The 26258-nt window shown below is 61.2% G+C and carries 25 protein-coding genes and 1 pseudogene; 11 read left to right on the top strand and 15 right to left on the bottom strand.

What is annotated here, in order from left to right:
- The first annotated feature begins 233 nt into the window (after nucleotides 1-233).
- Nucleotides 234-833 (top strand): annotated as a pseudogene (locus HY067_09795) (hypothetical protein).
- A gap of 550 nt (nucleotides 834-1383) precedes the next feature.
- On the opposite strand, the gene HY067_09790 reads toward HY067_09795, so the two are convergent.
- The 3 genes from HY067_09790 to HY067_09780 all read right to left on the bottom strand — a co-directional run bounded on the left by HY067_09790 (nucleotide 1384) and on the right by HY067_09780 (nucleotide 5481).
- Entirely contained in the window at nucleotides 1384-2763 is a 1380-nt protein-coding gene (locus tag HY067_09790; protein ID MBI3528250.1) for a homospermidine synthase, read from the bottom strand.
- A 332-nt stretch (nucleotides 2764-3095) separates the two neighbouring features.
- Entirely contained in the window at nucleotides 3096-4415 is a 1320-nt protein-coding gene (gene queG, locus HY067_09785) for a tRNA epoxyqueuosine(34) reductase QueG (protein MBI3528249.1), read from the bottom strand.
- Nucleotides 4381-5481: an MBL fold metallo-hydrolase gene (locus HY067_09780; GenBank protein ID MBI3528248.1), complete on the bottom strand. Its 1101-nt coding sequence runs from the start codon at nucleotides 5479-5481 to the stop codon at nucleotides 4381-4383. Before HY067_09780 ends, queG begins: the two co-directional genes overlap by 35 nt.
- Before the next feature lie 40 nt (nucleotides 5482-5521).
- Here HY067_09780 and HY067_09775 point away from each other — a divergent pair, with 40 nt between their 5' ends.
- Entirely contained in the window at nucleotides 5522-6502 is a 981-nt protein-coding gene (locus tag HY067_09775) for an NAD-binding protein (GenBank protein MBI3528247.1), read from the top strand.
- 82 nt (nucleotides 6503-6584) lie between these two features.
- On the opposite strand, the gene HY067_09770 is transcribed toward HY067_09775, so the two are convergent.
- From HY067_09770 to HY067_09760, 3 genes are all read right to left on the bottom strand, one after another.
- Nucleotides 6585-7244 carry a tetratricopeptide repeat protein gene (locus tag HY067_09770; GenBank protein MBI3528246.1) on the bottom strand — a complete coding sequence of 220 codons (660 nt, stop codon included), beginning with the start codon at nucleotides 7242-7244 and terminating at the stop codon, nucleotides 6585-6587.
- Nucleotides 7234-8661, bottom strand: a complete 1428-nt coding sequence (locus HY067_09765) for a hypothetical protein (GenBank protein MBI3528245.1) — start codon at nucleotides 8659-8661, stop codon at nucleotides 7234-7236. The genes HY067_09770 and HY067_09765 overlap by 11 nt, the downstream gene beginning before the upstream one ends.
- 97 nt (nucleotides 8662-8758) lie before the next feature.
- Entirely contained in the window at nucleotides 8759-9397 is a 639-nt protein-coding gene (locus tag HY067_09760; protein MBI3528244.1) for a tetratricopeptide repeat protein, read from the bottom strand.
- Nucleotides 9398-9531: 134 nt separating this feature from the next.
- On the opposite strand from HY067_09760, the gene HY067_09755 reads away from it, so the two are divergent.
- The 3 genes from HY067_09755 (at nucleotide 9532) to HY067_09745 (ending at nucleotide 12561) form a co-directional block, all read left to right on the top strand.
- Nucleotides 9532-9837 (top strand): hypothetical protein, encoded by a 306-nt coding sequence (locus tag HY067_09755; protein MBI3528243.1) that lies wholly within the window; start codon nucleotides 9532-9534, stop codon nucleotides 9835-9837.
- Between the two features lie 90 nt (nucleotides 9838-9927).
- A complete protein-coding gene (locus HY067_09750; GenBank protein ID MBI3528242.1) occupies nucleotides 9928-11055 on the top strand; it encodes a DSD1 family PLP-dependent enzyme in 1128 nt (375 codons plus the stop codon).
- Between the two features lie 213 nt (nucleotides 11056-11268).
- Nucleotides 11269-12561, top strand: a complete 1293-nt coding sequence (locus HY067_09745) for an O-acetylhomoserine aminocarboxypropyltransferase (protein ID MBI3528241.1) — start codon at nucleotides 11269-11271, stop codon at nucleotides 12559-12561.
- Between the two features lie 15 nt (nucleotides 12562-12576).
- Here the strand turns inward: HY067_09745 and HY067_09740 are convergent, their stop codons facing one another.
- The 5 genes from HY067_09740 to HY067_09720 form a co-directional block, all read right to left on the bottom strand.
- Nucleotides 12577-13683, bottom strand: coding sequence for a 2-oxo acid dehydrogenase subunit E2 (locus tag HY067_09740; GenBank protein MBI3528240.1), 1107 nt, complete (start codon nucleotides 13681-13683; stop codon nucleotides 12577-12579).
- Nucleotides 13680-14660 (bottom strand): alpha-ketoacid dehydrogenase subunit beta, encoded by a 981-nt coding sequence (locus tag HY067_09735; GenBank protein MBI3528239.1) that lies wholly within the window; start codon nucleotides 14658-14660, stop codon nucleotides 13680-13682. The genes HY067_09740 and HY067_09735 overlap by 4 nt, the downstream gene beginning before the upstream one ends.
- The gene (pdhA, locus tag HY067_09730; GenBank protein ID MBI3528238.1) at nucleotides 14653-15729 is read right to left on the bottom strand and encodes a pyruvate dehydrogenase (acetyl-transferring) E1 component subunit alpha; all 1077 of its coding nucleotides are present in this window, start codon (nucleotides 15727-15729) and stop codon (nucleotides 14653-14655) included. The genes HY067_09735 and pdhA overlap by 8 nt, the downstream gene beginning before the upstream one ends.
- 122 nt (nucleotides 15730-15851) lie before the next feature.
- Nucleotides 15852-17270: an aspartate ammonia-lyase gene (gene aspA, locus HY067_09725; GenBank protein ID MBI3528237.1), complete on the bottom strand. Its 1419-nt coding sequence runs from the start codon at nucleotides 17268-17270 to the stop codon at nucleotides 15852-15854.
- Nucleotides 17227-17895, bottom strand: coding sequence for a hypothetical protein (locus HY067_09720; GenBank protein MBI3528236.1), 669 nt, complete (start codon nucleotides 17893-17895; stop codon nucleotides 17227-17229). Before HY067_09720 ends, aspA begins: the two co-directional genes overlap by 44 nt.
- A gap of 444 nt (nucleotides 17896-18339) precedes the next feature.
- Between HY067_09720 and HY067_09715 the strand changes: the two genes are divergently transcribed.
- The 3 genes from HY067_09715 to HY067_09705 all read left to right on the top strand — a co-directional run bounded on the left by HY067_09715 (nucleotide 18340) and on the right by HY067_09705 (nucleotide 20286).
- The gene (locus HY067_09715; protein ID MBI3528235.1) at nucleotides 18340-18450 is read left to right on the top strand and encodes a PLP-dependent transferase; all 111 of its coding nucleotides are present in this window, start codon (nucleotides 18340-18342) and stop codon (nucleotides 18448-18450) included.
- A 148-nt stretch (nucleotides 18451-18598) separates the two neighbouring features.
- A complete protein-coding gene (locus HY067_09710) occupies nucleotides 18599-18883 on the top strand; it encodes a hypothetical protein (protein ID MBI3528234.1) in 285 nt (94 codons plus the stop codon).
- Nucleotides 18884-18981: 98 nt separating this feature from the next.
- On the top strand, nucleotides 18982-20286 hold the full coding sequence (locus tag HY067_09705; GenBank protein MBI3528233.1) for a beta-lactamase family protein: 1305 nt from the start codon (nucleotides 18982-18984) through the stop codon (nucleotides 20284-20286).
- Here HY067_09705 and argC read toward each other — a convergent pair.
- Nucleotides 20283-21236, bottom strand: coding sequence for an N-acetyl-gamma-glutamyl-phosphate reductase (argC, locus tag HY067_09700; GenBank protein MBI3528232.1), 954 nt, complete (start codon nucleotides 21234-21236; stop codon nucleotides 20283-20285). The genes HY067_09705 and argC overlap by 4 nt on opposite strands.
- Nucleotides 21237-21530: 294 nt before the next feature.
- Between argC and HY067_09695 the strand changes: the two genes are divergently transcribed.
- Complete coding sequence (locus HY067_09695; GenBank protein MBI3528231.1) at nucleotides 21531-22358, top strand: transglutaminase family protein; 828 nt, start codon at nucleotides 21531-21533, stop codon at nucleotides 22356-22358.
- Nucleotides 22359-22403: 45 nt separating this feature from the next.
- Here HY067_09695 and HY067_09690 read toward each other — a convergent pair whose 3' ends face one another.
- The gene (locus HY067_09690; protein ID MBI3528230.1) at nucleotides 22404-22775 is read right to left on the bottom strand and encodes a cupin domain-containing protein; all 372 of its coding nucleotides are present in this window, start codon (nucleotides 22773-22775) and stop codon (nucleotides 22404-22406) included.
- A gap of 207 nt (nucleotides 22776-22982) precedes the next feature.
- Between HY067_09690 and HY067_09685 the strand changes: the two genes are divergently transcribed.
- Together HY067_09685 and HY067_09680 are read left to right on the top strand one after the other, a co-directional pair.
- Complete coding sequence (locus HY067_09685; GenBank protein MBI3528229.1) at nucleotides 22983-23774, top strand: alpha/beta hydrolase; 792 nt, start codon at nucleotides 22983-22985, stop codon at nucleotides 23772-23774.
- A gap of 7 nt (nucleotides 23775-23781) precedes the next feature.
- Nucleotides 23782-24717 (top strand): glutathione S-transferase family protein, encoded by a 936-nt coding sequence (locus HY067_09680; protein MBI3528228.1) that lies wholly within the window; start codon nucleotides 23782-23784, stop codon nucleotides 24715-24717.
- 320 nt (nucleotides 24718-25037) lie between these two features.
- Here HY067_09680 and HY067_09675 read toward each other — a convergent pair whose 3' ends face one another.
- Nucleotides 25038-25598, bottom strand: coding sequence for a hypothetical protein (locus HY067_09675; protein MBI3528227.1), 561 nt, complete (start codon nucleotides 25596-25598; stop codon nucleotides 25038-25040).
- Between the two features lie 2 nt (nucleotides 25599-25600).
- Nucleotides 25601-26128, bottom strand: a complete 528-nt coding sequence (locus HY067_09670) for a peroxiredoxin (GenBank protein MBI3528226.1) — start codon at nucleotides 26126-26128, stop codon at nucleotides 25601-25603.
- Between the last annotated feature and the right edge of the window lie 130 nt (nucleotides 26129-26258).

Here is a 26258-nt window from a genome sequence, read left to right as displayed (position 1 = left end):
ATCGGCAATGAACTGCGTCTTCTGGTCCATAGGGGTCGTTTCGCTCCAAGGCATGGGCACCTCCCTTCGGTGCCCGCAGTATGGATAAACTGTTACCTATGTCCCCGGACTATTCTGTTACCGATGTGTCTGGACCGTACCGAGTTGCTGCCCAACAAGGCGCTCCAGCGGAACGGCCATGAAAAGCCATTGCCGTCCGCTGAGCTTTGGCGTTGGGCACCAGAGAGAAACCTATGCGCAAAGTAGCGTCCTACGAATCCTTGGAGAAGTTTGGCCGCATTCGTTTGTCGCGTCACTTCTTCGTGCGAGATTTTCTATACAGCGAAATCTCAAACTTCTATGGCATTCCCAATCTGCCTGATGATCCGGCCACAGCGATCGAGGTTGGAGAGCATTTATGCGAAGAATTGCTGGAGCCCCTTAATGCGACCTTCGGTCGAATCGCGGTTAGGTCCGCGTTCCGCTCATGCGCCGTCAATGCGCTTGGGAACGAAAAAGGACGCAACTGCGCAAAGAACGAAGATAACTACGCCGGTCACATCTGGGACAAACCAGACAAAGACAAAATGATTGGAGCAACGGCTTGCGTTGTCGTTCCGTGGTTCATGGACAAGTATGCTGCGGGCGCTGATTGGCGCTCCCTGGCCTACTGGATTCATGACCATCTTCCATACAGTGAGCTCGAATTCTTCGATGGCGAAGGCATGTGCTCATTCAATATCAGTTGGCACCAGAAGCCTAAGAAAAACATCACAAGTTGGCTCAAGCCTCGCGTCTTGCTCAAAGGTGGGCATGGCACCGAGCGTTTTTCAGATTGGTATGCCGGCTTCCCGTCGTTTCAACCCGCTGGTGCCCAACAAGTGGTTCCAGCGGACGGTCCTCGCGCTGCGCGCTCGGCCCGCCGCTGAACCACGGCGTAATAACGCATCGAATTGGGTCCCACGCGCATGAACTGAACTCTTTCTCGATCAAGTTTGAGTCAGACCACTGGTACTCCACGCCTATTATTCGTCCCGCCCAAACGCAGAATAAAGGAGAAGCCGGATGACGCTATGCCCCATCGCAATAGTAGTTGGCTGCAAGAAATGCCCTGCGTTTACAGCCTGCCCGCTGAAAAGCGTCATCGGTGACTACAAGAAACCCGATGAGACGCAAACGACGCAGCACGGCGAGAAAGCACAGACCGGCGCAAAACGAAATGAGTAGCCGAAGACGACGAATAGAATTGGAAGTGCACCCACCCACCTCACCCTAGCCCTCTCCCCCAGAGGGCGGAGAGGGAACTGGAAGGTCAAGACCGCAGTAGGCCCGCGCAGCGCCCCCTCTCCGCCTTCGGGGGACAAGGGAACACTTGAAGCGGAGCAGAGGGCGGGGGGTGAGGCGCTATACCACCCTGAAGTTCTTGAACTGCCACGGGTCGCTACCATCGACGTCCTCGGGATAGAGAACGCCGCGCTCTTCGAGCGGCGTCCAATCCGTATAAACGCCCACGACCCTGCCTAGATACGGTTTGCAGATCTCGAGCATAGTTTTGTACGGCAGTTCGTCAGGCTCGACGATGCCCGCCTCCGGATTCCTGATTGCCCAGATGACAGCCGAAACATAGCCGATATTGACCTGCAGGCTGGTTGCATTGTTGTAGGGGCAAAGCCGGCGCGCCTCCTCGATGGTGAGCTGCGAGCCGTACCAGTAGGCGCCCTTCTTGTGTCCCATCAACAGCACGCCGAGTTCGTCCATGCCTTCCGAGATTTCGTCGCGCAGCAACCGGTAGCGCGGCGGAAACTTGTAGTTGTTGCCGATATATTCGTGCATCGACAGCACGGCGTCGTCGCAGGGGTGGTAGGAGTAATGGCAGGTAGGCCGATACACCGCCTTGCCCTTTTTCTGCACCGTGAAGTAATCGGGAATCGAGGTTGCCTCGCCATGCGAAATCAGGAAACCCAGCATCGGGCCTTCCAGCGGCGTCCAGGTACGGACCCGCGTCGATGCCCCGGTGCGCTCCAGGTAGATCGCTGCTCCGCAACCGAAATCGAAAGTACGCCCGTCGGCCGGCCAGTTTTTTTCATGCGTGCCCCAGCCCAGTTCCGCCGGCTGCAGCGACTCGCCGGCAAAAGCTTCGCTCGACCAGGTGTTGACGAACTCGTCGCGCGCTTTGCGGCGCGGACTCAACTGGCTGTCGCGCTCCGCGATATGGATGACCTTGATGTCGAGGCGCTGCGCGAGTTCCGCCCATTCCTTACGGGTTTTCGGCTCGGCCTTTCTCACCCCCGTATCCTTGGCGACGTTGAGCAGCGCCTGTTTGGTGAGATGCGAGACCAGCCCGGGGTTGGCGCCGTGCATCAGCACGCAAACCGGACCTTTGGGATACTTGCTGCGCATTTCCAGCGCGGCTTCACGATAGGCGTAGTTGGTGCGCCGTGCGGCGGGAACATCCGTGTTGTTGTGGCCGCCGGGCCACGGTTCGATGCAGGCGTCGATGTAGAGGATGTCGCGCTTCTGGCAGTACTCGATGGTGTCCAGGCTGTTTACATCGTAGGACGCGTTGACCAGGAAGTCGCCTTCGCCGAGGTATTTGTCGTACTGCGCGACGTAGGTATCGCTCTTGATCGGCTCGACAATGAATTTGACGCCAAGCGTTCCCGCGATTTCGCGGCCGAATGCATTCGCGGTGATGATGGTGATCTGCTCGGGCTTGATGTCGATATGACGCAGGATCAGGGGCAACGAACCCTGGCCCACCGACCCGAAACCCACGATGAGCATTCGCCCCTTGAAGGACGCGTATTTTTTATGGCCGGCCACTTTTTCTCTTGCTCCTAGTCAGATCGCGCAGCGGTTACCGCGCGAGGGGCACGTTATAGACGATGTTGACGGCAATCTCAACCCCGCACCCTTTCCCCCTCTCCCTGACCCTCTCCCGCAAGGGGAGAGGGGACCTGAGAAGCAACAGCACTTCAAGCACGTTCTTCGCTCAAACCGTTTTGTCGGGAGATCTAGAACAAAAACGAGTGACATTGTCGTCACCCGCCATTGCGTTCCAAATATTCCCTCTCCCCCTCCGCGGGACAAGGGAACACTTGAAGCGGAGCAGAGGGCTAGGGAGAGGGGGATGGGTTGGTGTGCCTCTTCAACGCCCAGCCGACGTGATTGCGGACCATGACGGATGGATGGTCGCGCCTTGCGCCGAGCGCCGCGATGACGCTCTCGGAAGTCGGAGAATTGCCGAGACCGACCGCAATGTTGCGCAGCCAGCGCTCGTAGCCGATCCGGCGGATCGGGCTGCCCTCCAGCCGGGTGTCGAACTCCCGCTCGCTCCACCCGAACAGTTCGACCAGACCGGCGGCGTCTAACCCGTTGCGCACATCGAAGTCGGGCACTTCGGCCTTTCCCGCGAAACGATTCCATGGGCAGACCAGTTGACAGTCGTCGCAACCGTAGATGCGATTGCCCATCAGGGGCCGCAGTTCCTCGGGAATGTCGCCCTTGTGTTCGATGGTCAGGTAAGAAATGCAGCGGCGCGCATCGAGCTGGTAAGGCGCGACGATCGCCTGCGTCGGGCAGATGTCGATGCAACGGCTGCAGGTGCCGCAATGGTCGGATTGCGGCGAGTCCACCGGCAACGGCAGGTCCGTATAGATTTCGCCGAGGAAGAACCAGGAGCCGGCCTCGCGATTCAGCACCAGCGTGTGTTTGCCGCGCCAACCCAGTCCGGACTTGGTCGCAAGTTCCACTTCCATGACCGGCGCGCTGTCGGTGAACACCCGATAGCGGAACCGCCTCGCCGCAACCGGATTCTGAAATTGATGCGCTGGCAACGGCGAGGCGCCAGCGCGCTGCCCGCGCGAGCGTGACTCGTTAGCGGTACGCCCGTTTGCGGGAACACGAGCAAGACTCGGCACATGAGTACCCTCCACGCCCACCCATGACTCGACTCCGCCCCAAGCTGCGCCCGCCGGAGAGCCGAGTCCGGCCGACTCCGTCGGTAACGTGTCCGCGCGCTTAACCTCTTCCTCGATGCGGTCGCACAGTTTCTGCAGCCGTCCGCGCAACACCTTGTGATAGTCACGGCCAACCGCGTAGCGCGCCACGTACGCGCGGCTGCCATCGCTCAGAACGTCCCAACTGTCGGCCGCCTCGACCGGGAAATAATTCATCCTCACGGTGATGACCCGCAGCGTACCCGGCACCAACTCCGCCGGTCGCGTGCGCCGCGTACCGTGCGCGGACAGATAGTCCATGTCGCCCTGCCAGCCGCGCGACAGCCATTCCATCAGACGCGTTTCGGCCTCGCCGAGATCGCAATCGGCGATGCCCATCTGCTGAAAGCCGAGCTCGGCCGCCCAATGCCGGATCCGGCCGACCAACTCTTCGGTGGCCGCCTCAGCGAGCGGCTCGTTCAGGTTGCGCGGCCTCATCGGCGGAAGCGGACATCAGGAAATCGAGTTTTCGCGTCTCACCGTGCTTCATCACAAAGAAGCGCTCCGGCGCCACGCCGGCCTTTGCCAGTGCGTCGGCGAGCTTGCGCGGGGGTTCGTCGAGCAACTCGTCGGTCAGGCGAAAGGTGCCCCAGTGCATCGCCACGGCGTAGCGCGCATGGAGGTCTTGCCGGGCGCGCACGGCTTCTTCCGGATTGGCGTGCATCACGCGCATGAACCAGCGCGGTTCATAGGCGCCGATCGGCAGCGCCGCAAGGTCGATGGTGCCGAAGCGTTTGCCGATATCGGCGAGGTCCGGCGAGTAACCGAAGTCGCCGCCGAAGAAGAAACGCAGGCGCGGATGTTCGACGACCCAGGACCCCCACAGCGTTTTGTCGCGATCCCACGGCGTGCGCGAGCTCCAGTGCTGCACGGGGGCCAGCGTGAGCTTGAGCCCCGTGTGATTCGCACTCTCCCACCAATCGAGCTCGGAAACGTTGTCGATGCCCTGGACCGTGAACCAGTCCTTCAGCCCCAGCGGCACGAAGAACATCGGCGGACCGCCCTTCTGCCGGTTCAGACGTTTAACCGTCTCCCGGTCGAGGTGGTCGTAGTGGTTGTGGGAAATCACCACCACGTCGGCGTGCGGCAGCGTGTCGAAATCGAACGCGGGCGCAACGTGACGCTTCGGTCCGGCAAAGGATAGCGGCGACGCGCGTGGCGTGAGATGCGGATCGGTCAGCACGTTGACACCGCCGATCTGCAGCAGAAACGAGGCGTGCCCGATCCAGGTGAGCGTGGGGTCACCGCGATTGGCGGCGAGGAAAGCGGCATCCGGCTTCAACAGCGGAAAGCCGTAGCCTTCCTTCGGGTCGTCCGGAACCCCCCTGGTCCAGCGTTCCCACTGCCACTTCCAGAAGCTCTGCCGCGGAGGCTGCGGATAGTTGTTGCGAAATCCGTCCTCGGTGTGATGCGATTTTGCCGGATTATAATGAGAGTTGCTGCGACAGGTGGAGAGGAGCAGCACACAGGCGGTACACAGAATCATGATCGATCTGATCTTCATCGTCTGGACGGGGAATTCGGGCAGTGTAGCGGTCCGCCGAATGCGATGCAAAGAACCCGCGCCGACGCAAAGAGCGCGTTCAACGAAAACAGGGAGCGAGGAAATGGCGGCAAGCAAGAAGCAGACGGCAGGCGTGATCGGACTGGGCTCGATGGGTCTGAGCGTGGCACGCACGCTGCTGAAGAAAGGTTTCGAAGTGCACGCCTACGACGTCCGGCCCGAAGTGTCGAAAGCGTTCGCGAAAGAAGGTGGCGTCGCGGCGAAAAGCCCGGCGGAGGTCGGCCGCAATGTTCCGGTCGTCGTCATCCTGGTCGTCAATGCCGATCAGACCAGCGAGGTCCTGTTCGGCAGGGATGGGGCCGCTTCCACGCTGGCCAAGGGCTCCGTAGTCATCGCGAGCAGTACGGTCGCGCCTGAATTTGCCATCGATCTGGGTAAACGTCTCGACGCAAAAGGCCTCCTGCTGATCGACGCCCCGGTTTCCGGCGGCGCCACCCGCGCCGCCAAGGGTGAGTTGTCCATCATGGGCTCCGGCTCCCAAGCTGCCTTCAAGAAAGCCGACGCGGTACTGAAAGCCATCGCGGCCAAGGTGTACGAACTGGGCGACGAGGCCGGCACCGGTTCGAAGGTGAAAATGATCAACCAACTCCTCGCCGGCGTGCACATAGCCGCCGCCGCGGAAGCAATCGCGCTCGCCATTCGCGTCGGCGCCGATCCGAAGGTCGTTTACGAAGTGATTTCCAACAGCGCCGGCTCTTCCTGGATGTTCCAGAACCGCGTACCGCACATTCTCGACGGCGACTACACGCCGCTGTCCGCGGTGAATATTTTCGTCAAGGACCTCGGCATAGTGCTCGACTCGGCGAAAAAGATGACCTTCCCGCTGCCACTCACCGCCGCTGCGCATCAGCAGTTTCTCGGCGCCGCCGGCGCCGGCCTGGGCTATGAGGACGACATCGCCGTGGTGAAGGTGTATCAGGCGATGTCCGGCATCAAGCTGCCGGGAAAGAAGAAGCAGTGACTGGTGACTGGTAAAAAGCAGGGCCAAGGACGACTTTCGGTTTTACCAATCACCAATTACCAGTCACTAATCACCGCATCTTTCAGATGCGATCGTTCTCCAGCTTCTCTTCCAGAGAATGCAGCGCCTCGGCCGCTTCCGGCAGGTTCGGATTGAGGTCGAGCGCGCGGCGGAAGTAGTCCGCGGCCTTTCGATAGTTGCTGCGCGTCATCCAGATCTCGCCGCAGCTTTCCAGCGTTCCGAACTGATAGGGATTCAGGGCGATCGTGCGATCATAGTCGGCCAGCGCGCGGTCTTCATCGCCAAGAGCCGCGTAGGCATTGCCGCGGCGATTCCAGGCTTCGGCGAAATCCGGTTTCAGTTCGATGACCTGGTTGAGCTTTTCGATGGCGGCCTTCGGGTCGTCCTGCGCGATCAATAGCATGCCGGTCTGGAACAGTGGGTCCGCCACCGAATCATCGGTGCGCATCCAGATTCCCCAGACGGACTGCTCCGCCATGCCGCGAATCAATTCCTCTTCGTCCCACAATGCCGCCAGTAACACCGGGACATCATCCATGGTTCCGATTTCCGCCAGACGTCCATAGGCAAGGCGGCGCTTGTCGAGCTGGGTGCTGCGCGTCTGTTCGAGCGCCTGCTCGCGGTTGATGGGTGTCCAGTCGACGGCCGCGGCCGGAGAGGAAACGCACGCGAGTCCGAGCAATACCCGAACGACGAGCGCGACGAGCTTGTTATTTTGCATTTGCGGTCCCCGCCGACCATCTTTTTTCCAGCCTCGACAACTTGGCCTGCATGGCCTCACCCAGGAACATCTGCGGATTGGAAGGCTCCAGCCCCTCCTTCCGTTCGCGCAGGCTGATGGACTCTCTTGCCATGGTAAAGGCATTTTCGAAGGAGTAGGTCTTGCGCAAGGCTTCGTCGAAATACGCCTTCGAAAAGTAGGTGAAGTCGAACGCATCGCCGCAGCCGAAAGACGTATGCTTGTCGTCCGAAGCCGTGATCACCATGGTGTGGGCATCCTTCAGCGCGTCGATGAATCCGCCGGAATAGCATGCCGATACGACTACGATGCGCCACTTGATTCCGGCGGCGTCCAGCGCCGAGCGCACATCGGCGGGACGAATTGCCGCCAGCGCCAACGGATAGAACTCGACGCTGAGTTCATGGGTCTCCGAACCGTGGGAAGTCAGGTGAAGCAGGACCACGTCCTCGTCCGGATTGATCCGCTCCCCCACTGCCCGCAGCGCCTCGCGCAGGCTGGTCAAGGTGGCGATCGGGAATTTATCGATCAGGGTGGGATGGCTGATGAGGCTGATGGCGCGCCCACCGACGTCGAACCGCTCTTCCAGCAGTTTCCCGATTGCCAGGGTTTCTTTCATGAACACGTCCTGCGAGGCGTAGGGTGCGAAGCCGACGAAGTAGAGATCTTCGACGCCCGCGCGCTCGGGTTTTATGTCCTTTATGGCCGCCCTCAGGAGTTCGTGCTGCGCATAGAGCGCGCTTTCGCTGAAAGCGCGCTGACGCAGGCCGGGCTCTGTATACTCGGCCGAATCGAACGCTGCCTCCCACAACGGCTCCGAGGGCAGGAAGTAAACCGGCACCAGCACGATTATCGCAACGATCGCGGCGGGCAAATTCGTCCTGTCCGGCGCAGAAGCAGAAACGGTCAGTCGTCTAATCGCCAGCAATGTCGCCAATGCCCACCAGGCAAAAATGAGCTCATCAAGTCCGAACCAGCCGAACGCAGTCGGCGGTTTGACCCCGCGATGGTCCGCGGCGTACGCGATCACGCTCGACGCAATAGAGAGCGGAATGCCGATGGAACCCACCGCGATCGGGATGAGCAGCGCATACCGGTCGTCCTTCATCACCTGCCAGCTCAGGTATCCGGAAAGGAGGGTCAATGGCACCCAGAACAACACCGACGGTAACGCGTGCAGATCGAGAAACCCGTCAAGCCCCGCGAGGGCAAAGGAGCACGCGAAATTCACGGCGAGGCCGGTCGCCGCTATCGCGATGAAGTGGTTGGCGCTGACATGAAATGGGAAGGAAGCGGGGCGGCGGAAAAAAGCCAGGCGCAGGCCGGTGGTCAGGTTCTCCAGCCATTCCCTCCATGCGTCGGCATCCGGCGTTGCTTCGGGCAAATCCTCTACATCCATGTTTCCGTCTTCATGATTTCTTGCCGCCCGTGCACAGCCATCCATTCGGACCTGACGAAAAAAGCACGCGCGGCAAAAAAAGCATCGCGCTCCTGCATCAGATGAAGCGGCGGCCGCGCCTGATCATGATCTCGCGAACCGCGTCGATCGAAGCCCGCACGCCTCCCATATTGGGATTGATGGCAATGGCCTGCTCGAAATAGTCCAGGGCGCGCTGCAAATCGCCCTTGCGCAGGTAGATTTGCCCGTAGCCCGCCAGCACCCCGAAATGCTGCGGGTTTCTCTTGAGGACTTCGTCGCAATCCTTCAGCGAGAGGTCCTCCTCCCCGAGCAGGAAATAAACAGTGGCCCGCTTGTTCCAGGCCTCAGTGAATGCGGGCCGCATGGCGATCACCCGGTTGAACGTATCCACCGCGCCCCTCAGGCGACCATCCCGCATTTGCTCCACACCGCGGTTGAATAGCCGATCCGTGGCCGCGTCGCCGGAACGGCTCCAGATGGCCCAGATCGCCGTCTCGGCGATGCCGCGGACGCGATCGTCTTCGTCGAACAAATGGGACTGGAGCAACGGCAAATCCTCCTGTTTACCGACTTCCGCCAGCACCGCACACGCCGCCAGGCGGACGTCGGCGTCCTTGTTCTGCAACTGAACCAAGGCAAGTTTGCGTGTTTCGTCGTCGCTCTGCCGGGCGGCAGAAGCGCATCCGTACGCGAGCAGCAAGGCGATCGCCACCATCACGCACCGCGTACGGTCTGCTCCAGGCAACCCCTGACACGACATGGCATTCCTCTGTTCAAACGCCTAAAATGCGCGGGTCTTCCGCCGCCGTCAGATTCTACTCCGCCACCACTTCCGCTAGGATTCCCGTCATGTCGAGATTGCTCCTGCTTGGCTTGTTCGTCTGTTCCACCGCAGCGCTGGCTGCTCCTTATCCACTGGGCACGATGACCTGCGCCGACATCGGCGCATTCGCCTCGGAAGCGATGGGTTGGCGCAAGGAAGGCCAGTCGCGGGATCAGGCGCTCGCGGCTCTGGAGAAGCGCGCTTACAACGATCCGGTCGAAAAGAAGAATCTGACGACCATCGTCGATCTGGTGTTTGGCTCCTACGGCCGCAACTGGAGCGTCGAGAGCGCCGGCACCGTCATGCGCACCGATTGCGAGACGGGACGCTAGGCGAGGCGACCTGGCGCCTCGGCGTTAGCTTTTTTCGTTTCATGTTCGAAACCTGATTCGCCGCCGGCCCGGAATTAATTCAATAAACTTATGAATACCCGCCTGGCTCCTCCCGCCCGCCAGGGCATACCCCTCGCCGAGGTGGATACGCCCGCGCTCCTGCTCGACCTCGATGCGTTCGAACGCAACCTCGATCGGCTGGACAAGTCGCTTGCCGAAACCCGAATACGCGTCCGGCCACACGCCAAGTCCCATAAATGTCCGGAAATCGCGTTGCGGCAGATGGCGCGCGGCGCCATTGGCGTCTGCTGCCAGAAAGTATCCGAAGCCGAGGCCATGGTGGAAGGCGGCGTGATGAACGTGCTGGTCAGCAACGAGGTGATCGGCGCGCCCAAGCTTGCCCGCCTGGCGGTGCTGGCCAGGCGCGCGCGCGTCAGCGTCTGCGTCGACGACGTCCAGAACATCGCCGATATCGATTCGGCCGCGCGAGCGGCCGGCGTGAAGATCGATGTTCTCATCGAGGTCAACGTCGGCGCCAACCGATGCGGCGTCGAACCCGGCCAACCGGCCGTCAATCTCGCGCATCACATCGCCGCGGCGAAGCATCTCCGCTTCGCCGGCCTGCACGCCTACCAGGGAGCGGCACAACATGCACGCACCCCGGCCGAGCGCAAAGCGGCGATCGCCAAGGCTATTCAGCACGTGCGCACTACCATCGACGCGCTGCAGGTCCACGGTCTCAAGCCGGAAATCATCACCGGCGCCGGAACCGGAACTTATCTGCTGGAGGCCGCCAGCGGCGTCTACAACGAGATCCAGCCCGGTTCCTATATCTTCATGGATGCCGACTACAACCGCAATCTCGGCGACGATGGCAGACCGGTCCAAAATTTCGAACAGAGCCTTTACGTCTGGACCACGGTCATGAGCCATGCGACCGCCGAGCGCGCCGTGGTGGATGTCGGACTGAAAGCATTGTCGGTGGATTCCGGCATGCCGCTCGTCGCCGACCTGCCCGGCGTGGAATTCCTGAAAGCCTCCGACGAGCATGGTGTGCTGAAACTGCCGCAAGGGTCGCGACTCAAGGTCGGCGACAAGATCAGGCTCATTCCGGGTCATTGCGACCCGACCGTGAACCTCTACGACTGGATCGTCGGCGTGCGAGCTGACAAGGTCGAATGCGTTTGGCCGGTCACCGCCCGCGGCGCTTTTTATTGAATACTTAGACCTTGAACCACGGAGAACACGGAGTAAAAACAAGAAGAACGGGCCGGGGGTGCGACCAAGGTTGAGGAAAGGGAAATTGGCCCCAACCAGCCTTCCGACAATACTCTCTGCAACCGCGGTGCTTGACTTCATTCCACTCGGTTTCTCCTCCGTGCTCTCCGTGTCCTCCGTGGTTCATCATTAGACTGACTGACGGGAAATCCAATGCCGGGACCGAAGACTTACCAGTTCGACACGCTGAGCCTGCACGCCGGACAGCAGCCCGATCCGCAGTTCGGGGCACGAGCGCAACCGGTGTACTTCACGACGTCGTATGTCTTCAAGGACACCGATCAGGCGGCATCCCTGTTCAACATGGAGCGTGCGGGCCACGTCTACACGCGCATCTCGAATCCGACCAACGCGGTGCTCGAGGAACGGATATCGGCGCTCGAAGGCGGCGTCGGTGCGATCGCCACTGCCAGCGGCCAGGCCGCGATGCATCTTGCGATTGCCACGCTGATGGGCGCGGGGTCGCACATCGTCGCATCGCGCTCGCTCTACGGCGGTTCGCACAATCTGCTGCAGTACACCCTGCCGCGCTTCGGCATCGAAACCACATTCGTGAATCCGCGCGACGTCGATGCCTTCCGCAAGGCGATCCGTCCGAATACCCGGCTGTTGTTCGGCGAGACGCTCGGCAATCCGGGGCTCGACGTGCTGGATATACCGAGGGTCTCGGAAGTTGCACACGAGGCCGGTCTGCCGCTGCTGGTCGATTCGACCTTCACGACGCCCTGGCTGATGCGGCCCTTCGACCTCGGTGCCGACCTGATCTTCCACTCGGCAACCAAGTTCCTCGGCGGCCACGGCGTAGCCATCGGCGGTGTGGTGGTGGACGGCGGCAAGTTCGACTGGGAGAAGTCGGGAAACTTTCCGACGCTGACCGAAGCTTACGAAGGCTTCCATGGCATGGTGTTCAGCGAGGAATCCACCACTGCTGGCTTCCTTCTGCGAGCCCGCCGCGAAGGCCTCCGCGACTTCGGCGCCTGCATGAGCCCGATGAATGCCTTCCAGATCCTGCAGGGACTGGAAACCCTGGGCCTGCGCATGCAAAAGCATGTCGACAACACCCGCAGGATCATCGGATTCCTGGCGGGACACGAAGCCATCGAGTCGGTGGCCTATCCCGAACTGGATTCGCATCCGGACCACGAGTTGGCGAAAAAGATCCTGCCGCGCGGCTGCGGTGCGGTATTCAGCTTCAGCCTGAAGGGCGGCCGCGCGGCGGGACGCCGCTTCATCGAATCGCTCAAAGTATTTTCGCATCTCGCCAACGTCGGCGATGCCAAGTCGCTGGTCATCCATCCGGCGACGACCACGCACTACCGCATGGATGAAACGGCGTTACGCGCCGCCGGGATCACCGAAGGCACTGTCCGGCTTTCCGTCGGCCTGGAAGATCCGGACGATTTGATCGAAGATCTTTCGCGTGCGCTCTATGCTTCACAGAAGTGACCATGCCTGCCGCGCTCAGGCGGTTTGCTGCAAATCGGCGATCGCGCTGGCTAGAAATCTTCCTGCCTCGCCTCCGGTCACCGCGCGGTGATCGATGGTGAGGCTGAGAGGCAGGATGCGGTGCACCGCGGGTGTGCCGTTAACCGCGATCACTTGCTCGCGGATGCGGCCGGCGCCGAGGATTGCCACGGTGGGCGGCAGCACGACCGGCGCGGCGTAGCGGCCGGCGATCATGCCGAAATTGGAAAGCGTGATGGTGCAGCCACGCAACTCCTCGGGCGGGACTTTGCGTGCTTTGACGTCGGCGATCATGGCGTCGAGTCCGCGTCTCAGGCTTGCCGCGTCGCGGTTCGCGACGTCGCGCAGCACCGGCACGAACAGCCCGTCCGGCGTATCCGCTGCGATGCCCAGATCGATCTTCTTCATCAGCCGCCGGCTCATGGTACGGCCATAGAACCAGGCGTTGAGTGAGGGTTCCGCGCGGCAACCCGCCACCAAGGCGCGAATCAGGCGGATGGTGATGTCGGTGCCGGCAGGCCAGGCATGGATGTCTGCGTCATCGACGATGGTGGCCGATGCCACTTCGGCATTGGCGAGCGCCATGTTCTGCGCCATGGCACGGCGTACGCCGCGCAGCGGTTCCTGCGGACCGACGTCGACAAGCATCTTCGCGGTGCGCCGCACATCCTGCGTAGTGACGATACCGTCGGGACCGGTGGGCGTGACCATCGCCAGATCCACATCGAGTTGTCGCGCCAGCGCCCGCACCGCCGGTGCGGCTTTGACGGCAGCCGCTATCGTACCCGCGGCGACCAGGGGTTCTTCGGTGAGCACGTGTTTACCGACCTCGACCGACCCCACAAGCGAGCCGCTGTCGGCCGCGTCGCCTTCGCCCTCGAAACCCACCAGCGGCGTGCCGATCGGAACCACATCTCCAACCTGGGCAAAAAGCCGCAGGATGCGCCCGGCATAGGGCGAAGGGATGTCGACGATCGCTTTTGCGGTTTCCACCGACAGCAACGGCTCATCGACCTTCACTTCCTGTCCGGCCGTCACGCGCCATTCGACGATTTCGGCTTCCTGCAGGCCTTCGCCGAGATCGGGCAGCTTGAAAAGCTTCATACGAACTCCATCGTGCGTCGCACCGAATCAACGATTCTTTTCACTGACGGTATGAACTGCGACTCCAGGCGCGGCAGGGGTGTGACTACATCGTAACCGGTGACTCGTTGCACCGGGGCGAGCAGGGACAGCAGTCCGTGCTCGGCGAGGTTGGCGGCGATTTCCGCGCCGAAGCCCGCACAGCGCGGTGCTTCGTGGACGATGACACAGCGCCCGGTCTTGCCCACCGATTCCACGATGGCGTTCATATCCAGCACCTTGAGCGTGGCTACGTCGATCACCTCCGCCGAGATGCCGCCCTGGGCCAGCACGTCGGCGGCGGCTTGCGTCTCGTACAGACTCGCGCCCCAGCTCACCAGCGTTACGTCGCGGCCCTGGCGCACGACGAAGCAGGCATCCAGCGGCACGGCTTCGCCGTCGTTGGGCACCTCCTGCTTGAACAGCCGGTACAGCCGGGTGGGTTCGAGAAAAATCACCGGATCGGGATCGCGAATCGCCGCCAGCAGCAGCCCGTAGGCGCGCAACGGCGAGGAGGGGATCACCACGCGCACGCCGGGAATGTGCGCAAACAACGCTTCCGGGCTTTCCGAATGGTGTTCGGGCGCATGAATGCCGGCGCCATAGGTCGAGCGCAACACCATCGGGCAGGCGAGCCGGCCGCGCGTGCGATGGCGCAGGCGGGCGGCGTGGTTGATTATCTGATCGAGCGTCGGATAGATGAATCCGGAGAACTGGATCTCCGCCACCGGCTTCAGGCCTTGCGCGGCCATGCCGATGCTCATGCCGGCGATCAGCGCCTCCGCCAGCGGCGTATCCAGCACGCGCTCTTTGCCGAAGCGGTTCTGCAGGCCGACGGTGGCACGGAACACGCCGCCGTTCACGCCCACGTCCTCGCCCAGCACCAGCACGGCCGGGTCGTGCTCCATCTCGTAGGCAAGCGCCATGTTGATCGCCTGCACCAGATTGACTTCAGCCACGATCGGCTCCTTCTTCGATCGCCGCCGCACGCTGCGGCAGCAGTGCTTTCGGCAGTTGCGCGTACAGGTGGTCGAACATTTGTTCCGGCCGCGGCGGCGGAATGGCGAGGAAGTTGTCTACTGCCTTCTGCACGCACCCAACGCACTCGGCAAGCAGAGCATCCTCGTCGGTCCTGGTCCATGCCCCGCTGCCAAACAGGTAGTTGCGCAGCCGCGCAAGCGGCTCATAGGTCCATTTTTCCTTCACTTCCTCGGCGTTGCGGTAGCGGCTGGCGTCATCTGCCGTGGTGTGATCGCCGAGCCGGTAGGTCAGGGCTTCGATCACGGTGGGGCCGCCCCCGCCGCGTGCCTTGTCCAGCGCGCGTTCCACCGCGAAGCGCACTGCGACAACATCGTTACCGTCCGTCTGCACACCCTCGATGCCGGCGGCGATCGCCTTCTGCGCCAGGGTTTTTGCGGCGGTCTGGATCGCGCGTGGCACCGAGATCGCCCACTGGTTGTTGTTGATCACGAACAGCACCGGGAGCTGCCAGGCGCCGGCGACGTTAATCGCTTCGTAGAAGTCGCCCTTGGAGGTGCCGCCGTCGCCGAGTATGCACACCGCGACGCGCGGCTCGCCGCGATATTTGAACGCATACGCCGCCCCGGCTGCGTGCCCCGCCTGCGAGCCCACCGGCACGCAGATCGGAAAGTCGTGTCGGGGGCCGGAGAAGTCGCTGCCGCGCTCGTCGCCGATCCAGTACAGCAGCAGCTCTTCTATCCTGACGCCGCGCATCATCTGACCGCCATATTCGCGATAAGCGGGAACAAGCACGTCTTCCGGCCGCATGGCGGCCGCAGTGCCTACGCTCACCGCCTCCTGCCCCAGCGACGAGGCAAAGGTGCCGAGCTGCCCGGTGCGCTGCAGCGCGGTCGCCTTCGCATCGAAAGTGCGGGTGAGCACCATGCTCCGGTACAGCGGAATCAAGGCCTGCGGGTCGCGGGCAAAGGCAGGCAAAGGTTGAATCACCCGACCGAGGTGGTCGAGGAACTGCACGAAGTCGATCTCGAACCTGGCGATTACGGTCACGATGGTTCCCCTTCGTGTACCCTTACGCGGCGCCGGGCGGAACAGGGTGCAGATTCGGAAGTCCGCCGGTAAATATTAGACAGCCTGTCATCGGGGGAATTGCGGATTCCCCGGCGGTTACTCTACTCCCGCGTCGGCAGGACCTGCGGCCGTGTCAACGCCTCGGGCCGCAGGATGGCGTCGAGCTGCTCTTTGTCGAGCAACTTCTTTTCCAATACCAGATCGTAGATGCGCCTGCCCGTGGCCTGCGCTTCCTGCGCCAGCGCGGTCGCATTCTCGTAGCCGATCCAGGGATTGAGCGCTGTGACTATGCCGATGGATTGTTCCACCGTTTCTCGCATGCGCTCGCGGTTTGCGCTGATGCCGGCGACGCAACGTTGCGCCAGCACCGTGCATGCCTGACACAGGTGGTTGAGGCTCTTGAACAGGCTGTGCGCGATGATCGGCTCGAAGGCGTTGAGCTGGAGCTGACCGGCCTCCGCGGCAAAGGTCACCGTTACGTCGTTGCCGATCACTTCGAAGGCGACTTCATTTACCACCTCCGGAATGACCGGGTTGACCTTGCCCGGCATGATGCTGGAGCCCGCCTGCACCGGCGGCAGGTTGATTTCCCCAAGGCCGGCGCGCGGCCCGGAAGAAAGCAGCCGCAAATCGTTGCAGGTCTTCGACAGCTTGACGGCGATGCGCTTGAGCACGCCTGAAAGCTGTACAAAAGCGCCGGCGTCCTGAGTGGCCTCGACAAGGTTGACCGACATGACCAACGGAATGCCGGTGATTTCGGCAAGCCGGCGACACGCCAGAGCGGGATAGTCGGGGGGTGCGTTGATGCCGGTGCCGATGGCGGTGGCGCCCAGATTGATCTCGAGAATGAGCCGCGCGGCTTCCCGAAGCCGCTCTTCGTCCTCGCCCAGCATCACCGCGTACGTGCTGAACTCCTGGCCCAGGGTCATCGGCACCGCGTCCTGCAGTTGGGTGCGTCCCATCTTGATGACATCGGCGAACTCCCCGCACTTGGCGGCAAAAGCGGCGCGCAGCCCAGCCATCGCCTCCAGCAACCGGCTGATGCCGAACTGCAATGCCACTCGGATCGAGGTCGGATACACGTCGTTGGTGCTCTGACTCAGATTGACGTGCTCCAGCGGATGCAGGTGGCGGTATTCGCCGCGGGTGTGCCCGAGGTACTCGAGCGCGCGATTGGCGACGACTTCGTTGGCATTCATGTTGGTCGAAGTGCCGGCGCCGCCTTGGATCACGTCCACGACGAAATGATCGAGCAGTTCCCCGGCCCGGATGTCCTTGCAGGCCTTGACGATGGCGTCAGTCCTGGCATCGTCGAGCAGCCCTAGTTCGTTGTTGGCAAGCGCAGCGGCTTCTTTAACGCAGGCCAGCGCGTTGATCAGATCGGGATAGATGGAAATCGGCGTGCCGGTAATGGGGAAGTTCTCGACGGCCCGCAGCGTATGCACGCCGTAGTACGCCTCTGCCGGAACGGCGCGTTCACCGAGCAGATCGTGTTCGTAGCGTTGTGCGGCACGAAGCACAGGCCACCTCCGGATAGCAGCGGGCTCCTTCGCGCATTCGGCTCAAGGCAGCCGGATTGAAGACGAAGGCAGGTACTCGGAAAGCATACTCCGCAATCTTAGAGACACCTACAGACAGGCGGGGTTCCGCCGGCAGGATTCGAACCCATCTGGATGCCGCGAGACGAAGCGGCGGCGCTTCAAGAACGGCCTGTCTGCGGCTCAAGCATTCGCTCATGAAGATGTTGAACCACATCCGGCGCTCATCCAGGGAACGCGTGAAGGCGCCGCCATTTCGGAGAAACTTGTCGGCTGCGTCATAGCCAAAAAAGACCGCATTGTCGATAAGCTCTTTTTCCTGGACAGTCAACGCATCCCACTCAAAGATAATGATCCCCGGGTACGCCTTTCCCGGTTCCAGCTCCGTTACTCCTTCGATCCTGCGTTCGGAATTCCATAGCGAGCGGTTGTCCAAGCCGAACATCGCGATGGTTGTCCAATTGGCGCAATAGGCTATCTGCCCCTGGGCCCTGATGGCATCGACGCCGTCTGCCTGTGCCCGCGGGATCGATATCAGGATCATTGCCACCGCAACCACGACGATCGCAGCGATGAATAGGGCCCACTCGTAAATCCTTTTCCACATAAGGGCCTCCGATAATAAAAAACCGCCCGAAGGCGGCTGAGTGTTCCCGGAAAATGAGAACATCGTTGCCGATTGCGGCCCTCGTCAGGCGGCGCGGTTACACGGCACTATCTCGGATCCCTGCTTTTGTCTTTCCCTTGGTCCTGGATTTGTTCGACGCTTCCTCTCCTCTTGGTATATTCCGATGTTGCCGATGTACCCGCGGATCATTCGGCGAGTCGCCCTTCGGTACAAACTTAGACCCCATTGGCCGTCATATGTTCGCGACCCCACTGAGTCCCGTAGACAAGTAATGAGTTTGCGCTTTTCCTTTGCCTACCCTGCCGCCCTTCGCGTCGTAACGTTCTTAAGGGTTTTCGCAACTATTTGACGATAGACAACGACAAGGTCTACGCCTATACCGCCGGGCATGTCGTTGATCCGGCGACGACGAGGCACTACCGCATGGACGACGCAGCGCTGCGTGCGGCAGGGATCACCGAAGGCACCGTGCGGCTGTCAGTCGGTCTGGAAGACCCGGATGACCTGATCGAGGATCTGAGCCGGGCCTTGTAAGCTTCGCAGAAAGCTTAAAAGCATCTGGTCACAGAGGACACAGAGAAGGGCCTGAAGAGCTCCTTTCTCATTGCGTCCGTTACGATCGTCGCGGCACTATTAGATGTGTTTGCTTTTTAATCTCGTCCCTGGACGAATCAGGAAGTCGATGAAGAATCTTGCAAGTTTCCTCTTCGTTGTGTCGGTGCTGGCACTGTCTGGATGCAAGCAAGAACAGGCACCCGGCGTCTATGTCGAAATCTCCCTCAAGAACGATACGGACATCGACAAGTACGTCGTCTTTAATCCAAATATCAAGACGATCGGGGAATGCGAAGCCACTTTCGCAAGCTCATTGCCTGCCGTCATGGCCAACCTGCCCCAGGCCATCCCGAAGCACTCGACGGCGACGGGATGGAAGTGCTCCCTGGAAGATCCGGCCAAGAAGAAGTGATGCGGGACCCGGCGCCGGGTTCGCATTGACACTCGCCGCAGTCTCACCCTACCCTGCCACGCAAACCCGACTCGAGATAACCCCCAGGGAGGAGCAGCATGAGATCAAAACGCATCGCGATCCTTGCTTTCGCCGTCACGACCGTTTGCCCGGCTGTGCTTCTACAGGCGCAGGGACCGCCGGCCGCCCCGCCCGAATCGGTCGGCATGTCGGCGCAGCGGCTCGGCCGCATCAGCGAAGCCTTCAAGCAGCAGATCGACAAAGGCAACCTGCCCGGCGTGGTCGTCATGGTTGCCCGCAAAGGCCGATTGGTCTACTCCGAAGCAGTCGGCTTCCAGAACAAGGAAACGGGCAAGCCGCTGTCGAAGGACGCAATATTCCGTATCTACTCCATGACCAAGCCGCTGGTGTCGGTAGCGGCGATGATGCTGGTCGAGGATGGCAAGATGCAGTTGAACGATGCGGTATCGAAGTTCGTGCCTGCCGTGAAAGGGTTGCAGGTCAGCATCGCGAAAACGGATGCGGAGTTCGCCAAGGTGACCTACACGCTGGTTCCGGCGGAGCGCGAGATGACCGTGCAGGACCTGCTGCGCCATACGTCGGGTCTGGCCTACGCCAACCTCACGCAGAACATCCTGGTCAAGGAAGCCTATGCGAAGGGCGGCATCGACGACGATCCGAGAGGCTTGACTCCCGCCGAGGAAGTCGAGAGCTTCTCCAAAGCCCCGCTCGTCCACCAGCCGGGTACGGTTTGGGAATACAGCCTCGCCACCGACATGCTCGGTCGCGTAATCGAGGCCGTATCGAGCAAGCGGCTTGCCGATTTTCTCGATGAGCGACTGTTCAAACCTCTCGCCATGACCGACACTGCGTTCTGGGTTCCGGGCGAGAAACTGGGGCGCCTTGCCGAAGCCCTGCCGGTGGACACATCCAGCGGCAAGCCCAACAAGCTCTATGACGTGACGGCGGTACCGAACAACGACTCGGGCGGCGCGGGCGGCGTGTCGACTGCGTCCGACTATCTGCGCTTCGCCCAAATGATGGCGAACGGCGGCCAGCTTGACGGCAAGCGTTACCTGAGCCGAACCACCGTCGAGCTGATGACCTCCGATCACCTGGGCATGCGCATTCAGGCGTTGTCGCCGATGACGCCGGGCGAGATCCTGCTGAGCACGCCGGGCTATACGTTCGGACTCGGATTCGCCGTGCGCCAGGCCGCGGGCGTGGCTGGCGTATCCGGTTCGGCCGGGGAATTCATGTGGGGCGGATACGCCGGAACTTATTTCTGGGTGGACCCGAAAGAACAGCTCGTCGGCGTGTACATGACTCAGGCGCCGAGCCCGATCCGCGCCTACTACCGCAAGCTGTTCAAACAGCTCGTTTACTCTGCGATCACCGACTAGCCGGCAAGCGCCGTCCCCTCGTCCAATCCCAGCATCAGGTTCATGTTTTGCACCGCGTTGCCGGAAGCGCCTTTGCCGAGATTGTCGAGCCGCGACACCAGCACCACGTTCTCGTCGTTGCCGAAAACGAAGATGTCGTTGCGGTTGGTGTCGTTCGATCCGAGCGGATCGAAAAAGCCGTCGTCCAGGTTGGCGTCGCTATCGAAGGGCATGACCTGCACGAAGCGCTCGCCGGCGTAGTACCCGGCCAGCAGGTCGTGCACGTCCTTCAACAACACCTTCTTCGCGAGCAGCCGGCGCGCAAGCGGAACCGTTACCGTCATGCCCTTGTAGAAGTCGCCCACGATCGGGTTGAACGCGGGAGCGAAGTCGAGTCCGCCGTATTTCTGCATCTCGGGAAGGTGCTTGTGGCTCATGCCCAGCGCGTAATGGCGTGGCGCGCCGATCGGAAAGCGCGGGCGTCCCGGTTCCTCGTACGCGGCGATCATTTTCTTGCCGCCGCCGCTGTAACCCGTGAGCGAATGGCAGGTCACCGGATAGTCCTTCGGCACCACCCCGGCCGCGACCAGCGGGTGCATGAGCAGGATGAAACCGGCGGCATGGCAGCCGACATTGGCCACGCGCCTGGCACTGAGGATCTTCGCGCGCTGCGCCTTGTTCAATTCCGGCAGGCCGTAGGTCCACGAAGGGTCGGTACGATGCGCGGTGCTCGCGTCGATCAGCCGCGCGCGGCCGCTCGTCACCAGCGCGGCGGACTCCTTTGCCGCGGCGTCGGGCAGGCACAGGAAAGCAATGTCGGCTTCGTTCAAGAGCCGCCGGCGTTCCGAGGTGTCCTTGCGCTTGCCGGGGTCGATCTCGATCAACGTGACACCGCCGTGGCCGAGCAGCCGGTCACGGATCTGGAGTCCCGTCGTGCCTTCCTGTCCATCGACAAAAACCTTGTGCATCACCTCTCCGGCACGGAGTGAAAACCTGACGCATATGATACGACGTAAGAGCGGGGTCAGAGCACGCAGTCGGGGCTTTGTTTTGCACAATTCTTTCTTCAGCGCATCGGGGCTGGTTCATCCCTGCCCCACGACTGCCCGCCTTGACCCTCCACCGACCCGGCGTTAGTCTGGGCTTTACCCCGAACATTCGCCGCCCGAATGAAGTGCCCCCGTTGCCAGCGCGATAGTCGAACTCCGCTTCGCAGCTTCATGTCAAAGCAGCCGGACCCGCAGCAATCTGAATGACAGACCATGATCCGCGTCAGCATCGATAACGAACTGAGCTACAGCATTCTCCAACCCAGCGATTTCGTCTTCAACATCGAGGCGGCGAGAAATCAGTATCAGCAGATCATTGAAGAAACGCTGTCGTTCGATCCGCCGCTGCCCTTCGAGCAATTTACCGATCCGTTGCTGGAAAACCGCTTCGTGCGCATCCGCGCGAATCCGGGACCACTGAAAGTTTCGTATCGCGCGACAGTCGGGCTGGACTACATGGCGGGCGATCCCGCGGTCATCCAGGAGTCGCCCATTGCCATGCTGCCGATGGAAACCATTCCCTTCATCTTTCCGAGCCGTTATTGCCAGTCGGATCTGCTGATGCGCATGGCGCAACGCGAATTCGGCAACCTTCCACCGGGCTACGCCAGAGTCGAAGCCATCTGCCGGTGGATACGCGAGCACATCCAGTACCAGATCGGCAGTTCGAATCCCAATACTTCGGCCGCGGACGTCCTGGTCCAGCGCGCCGGGGTCTGCCGGGATTTCGCGCATCTCGCCATCGCCTTCTGCCGGGCGCTTAATATTCCGGCGAGATTCATCGCAAGCTACGCCAATTTTCCGGATCCGCCGCCCGATTTCCACGCGTTGTTCGAGGCTTTCCTCGGCGGGCGCTGGTATCTGTTCGATCCGACCGAGCTGGCGCCGCGCAACCAGGTGACGCGCATCGGCACCGGCCGCGACGCGACGGATGTGGCCTTCGCCACGATTTTCGGCATGGCGCAGATGACGCAGATGAGCCCGAAAGTCAAAATCCTCGAAGAAAGCGTCGAGGATGCGGCCGCCGCGATCGCGACGAGCTGATCCGCCTGCCCGGCTGCGTTACACCGGACAGATCCCGCTTTCAGATCACGGCTTGAAGACGTCGACGGCGATCACCATCACCGCTTTGTCGCTCTTGTTTTCGGCCCAGTGGGTGGTGTTCCTGTCTTCTGTCCATGCCTCGCCTTCGCGATGGTCGCGCACATCGCCGTTTTCGAGATGCTCGGTCAGTGTGCCTTGCAGGGCATAGGCCACGGCCGGGCGGCCATTGTGGCTGTGCATGGCGACCACGCCGCCCGGTTCGAGCGTGACAACCCGCATACGCAGTTGCCGGCCGGCTACGCTGTCGATCTCGTTGGCGAGGTCGAGAGCCGTCGGCGGGCTGACTTTCACGCCCTTGTTCTCGGTGGGCGGCGTGTTCTGGCCGACCGCGACGCCGACTGCGAAAGCCAGCGCCATTCCCGATATCGCTACTGCCGCACGCTTGTGAATCATGACGAGTTCCTCCATGGGTAGGCCATTCAGTGCGCCGGATTGCCGTCGCCGGCGCGTTCGTTAAGGACCGCGTGCTCCAATATCCTCCAAGGTTGCACGCGCCTCGCATCAGTGTATATCCTTGCGCAGTGTGCCGCTGCGGCGGAGCCGTTACTACGATGACAACCTGATATGTACCTGACGGTCGACGACAGGAAAACTTACGCCTACACCGCCAACCGCGCGTTCGACGCCAGCAAACCGACGGTAGTCTTCATCCACGGTGCGGCCAACGATCACAGTGTCTGGTCGCTGCAAAGCCGCTATTACGCGTATCACGGCTGGAATGCGCTTGCGGTCGATCTGCCCGGTCACGGCAAGTCGGCGGGCACCGCCCTCGCCACCATAGGCGACCTTGCCGGATGGATCGCTCATTTGCTGGATGCGGTCGGAGCGAAGCACGTTACGCTGGTCGGCCACAGCATGGGATCGCTCGTCGCATTGGAGACCGCGGCCCGCCATCCCGAACGGATCAAGAGAATTGCCATGATCGGAAGCGCCGTGCCCATACAGGTTTCGGAAGCACTGTTGAACACGTCGAAGGCCAACGATCATGCGGCTTACGAGATGATCAATGTATTCGCTCACAGCAATACAGCGCAGTTGGGAGGTAACCGCGTGCCCGGCATGTGGATGATGGGATCGGCGATGCGGTTGATGGAACGCTCCGGCGACGGGGTACTGCATGCCGATTTCAGCGCCTGCAACCACTATGCGGCAGGACTGGAGGCGGCCCGGAAACTGAAATGCCCCGTGTTGATGATCCTCGGCAAGCGGGACCTGATGACGCCGATGAAAGTTGCCAGGGACGTGATCTCGAAACTGCCGGACGTCAAAGTCGTTGCGCTGGACGGAGCCGGACATTCGCTGATGGCGGAAAAGCCCGACGAGGTTCTGGACAGTCTCATTTCATTTCTTGCTTGAGGACCGCATGACCAGCCAGTATCCGATCATCCTGCACCACTTCGAAAAATCGCCGTTTTCGGAAAAGGTCCGCCTCGTCTTCGGCCTGAAGAACATAGCCTGGACCTCGGTGCTGATTCCGCGGATCATGCCGCGCCCCGACCTGATGCCGATGACGGGCGGATACCGGCGCACGCCCACGCTGCAGATCGGCGCGGATATCTATTGCGACACCCAGATAATCATCCGCGAACTTGAGCGGCGTTTCCCCCGGCCGACTCTGTTTCCGGACGCAAACGCCGGCCTCCCCTGGAGCCTCGGCATGTGGACCGATCGATCCTTCTTTCAGAACACCGTGAATCTGGTGTTCGGCTCGCTTGCCGACCAGGTGCCGAAGGAGTTTCGCGAGGATCGCGAGCAGTTGCGCGGGCAGAAATTCGACGTCGACGCCATGAAAGCCGCGATCCCGCAGATGCGCGACCAGTTGCGTGCACACGTGGACTGGATCGAGGCCCAGCTCGGTGACGGTCGTGCCTGGCTGCTGGGAAAACAGCCGAGCCTGGGTGACGTCAACGCCTACATGAACATCTGGTATGTGCGCGGCAATCTGACCGACGCAGCAAATTTATTCGAGCGCTTCCCGAAAATGCTGGCATGGGAGCAACGCGTAAAAGCAATCGGCCATGGCTCGCGCGAACGCGAATTGACATCCGCCGAGGCGCTGGAGATCGCACGCAATGCCACGCCGCAAACCCCCATGGCGGAAGATAATGGAGATCTGAACGGACGCAAACCTGGCGATCGCGTGCAAGTCATCCCGGACGATTACGGCAAGATTTCGGTCGAGGGGACGATCGTGTCGCTGTCGGCGCAACATATCGCCATCCGGCGCAAGGACGAACGCGCCGGCGAAGTCGTGGTGCATTTTCCCCGCGCGGGATTCCTTGTCGTACCCGCGGGATAAGATTTGACGCGGGGACCTGGTCGGCGCCATCGTAACGTTGCCGTTTTTTAATTCAAGAGCGTTGACGCAGAGTTCGCAGAGGAGAAAGGAAAGGGCGCAGAGAAATGCAAAGAAGTAAAGTTGAGAGGCAAAGCAGGCAGCACCGGAAGAGTTATATAGAAATCGAAATCTGATCGGCCGGGCGATGTCAGATCGGGTCGAATCGTCTATTCAGAAGAATTACTCCGCGACCTTTCTGGTTTTTCCTCTGCGCACCCCTCAAGGGGGTATTGAAAGGAACCCTCTGCGTCAACGCTTTTACTGCCGGCTAGAGGCCGGCATCAGCGCAAACCGCCGCTCTCGATCAAAACCGCCATGGGCGTCGCGACAGCGAGCTGCTTGAAAGCCGGGGAGCTTTCAATGGCTTCCAGAAAAGCGTCGATCGATTTCCAGTCGGAGGAAGCGGTGGTGAACGGCATCAGTTCTGCCTGGCCGCTTGGTTCGAACATCAACGTGATCCCGGCGAAACGATCCGGGTCTGCGCCGATGGCGTTGCGCTCGGTCACCCGCCTGAGCAGACTCAACTTGAATGCCGTCGCACACCCCTCGGACCAGCCGCCATATCGATATACGAGTACGTCGGCGAATAATCCATCTGCGACCGAATCGCCGGGCGCAAAACGATACCAGTCGATCATCAGCCTGACCATCGTATCGGCGCTCAGGCGGCTAGCGTCAACCCCCTGCCGGTGCAGAAAACTCTCCAGTTCCGCGAGCAGACCATGGGAAGTCGCGACAGGTTTTCCTCCAGCGCCATTTAAATCTGCGGGCGCCGGCGGCTCTGCGGCGACGGCCGACAGCGACGTGATGATCAGACACGCACCAAGAAATCGCTTCATCATTTTTACGGAATGAACTGCGTCACCTTCTCAGCCTGCTTCAGCAGCGTTTCGGCATCGCTGACTTCGAACTTGCCCGGCTGATCAAGGTTGAACGCCTTGACCACGCCGTCGACCACCAGCATCGAATAGCGCTGCGAGCGCACGCCCATGCCACGCTGGGTGAGGTCGAATTCCAGGCCGAGCGCCTTGGAATAGTGTCCGCTGCCGTCGGCCATCATGCGCACTTTGCCCTTGGTGCCCTGGTCCTTGCCCCACGCACCCATCACGAACGCGTCGTTGACCGACAGGCACCAGATCTCATCCACCTTCTTGTTGCGGAATTCGTCGGCCATCTTGAGGAAGCCGGGAAGATGCTTGGCCGAACAGGTGGGCGTAAATGCCCCGGGCAGCCCCAGTATCGCGATGCGTTTGCCGCGCACCAGCTCTTCGACCTTGAACGCATTCGGGCCGATGGTGCAACCCGGCGTTTCGTCTTCGATGAATTCCGACAGCGTGCCGGCGGGAAGTTTGTCGCCTACCTTGATGGTCATCTGAAACTCCTCCAGATTCTGATTAAGTTGACTGATTGAAGTGAGACAATCTCATTGTCAATAACAATTGTAATCCATTTGAATTGACTAGATATTCTCCATGATAGCCAGCGGCCAGTTACACGGCTAG

It is taken from the genome of Betaproteobacteria bacterium (assembly GCA_016194905.1).
GTDB lineage: Bacteria > Pseudomonadota > Gammaproteobacteria > Burkholderiales > JACQAP01 > JACQAP01.
This window is presented reverse-complemented; position numbering and strand designations above follow the sequence as displayed.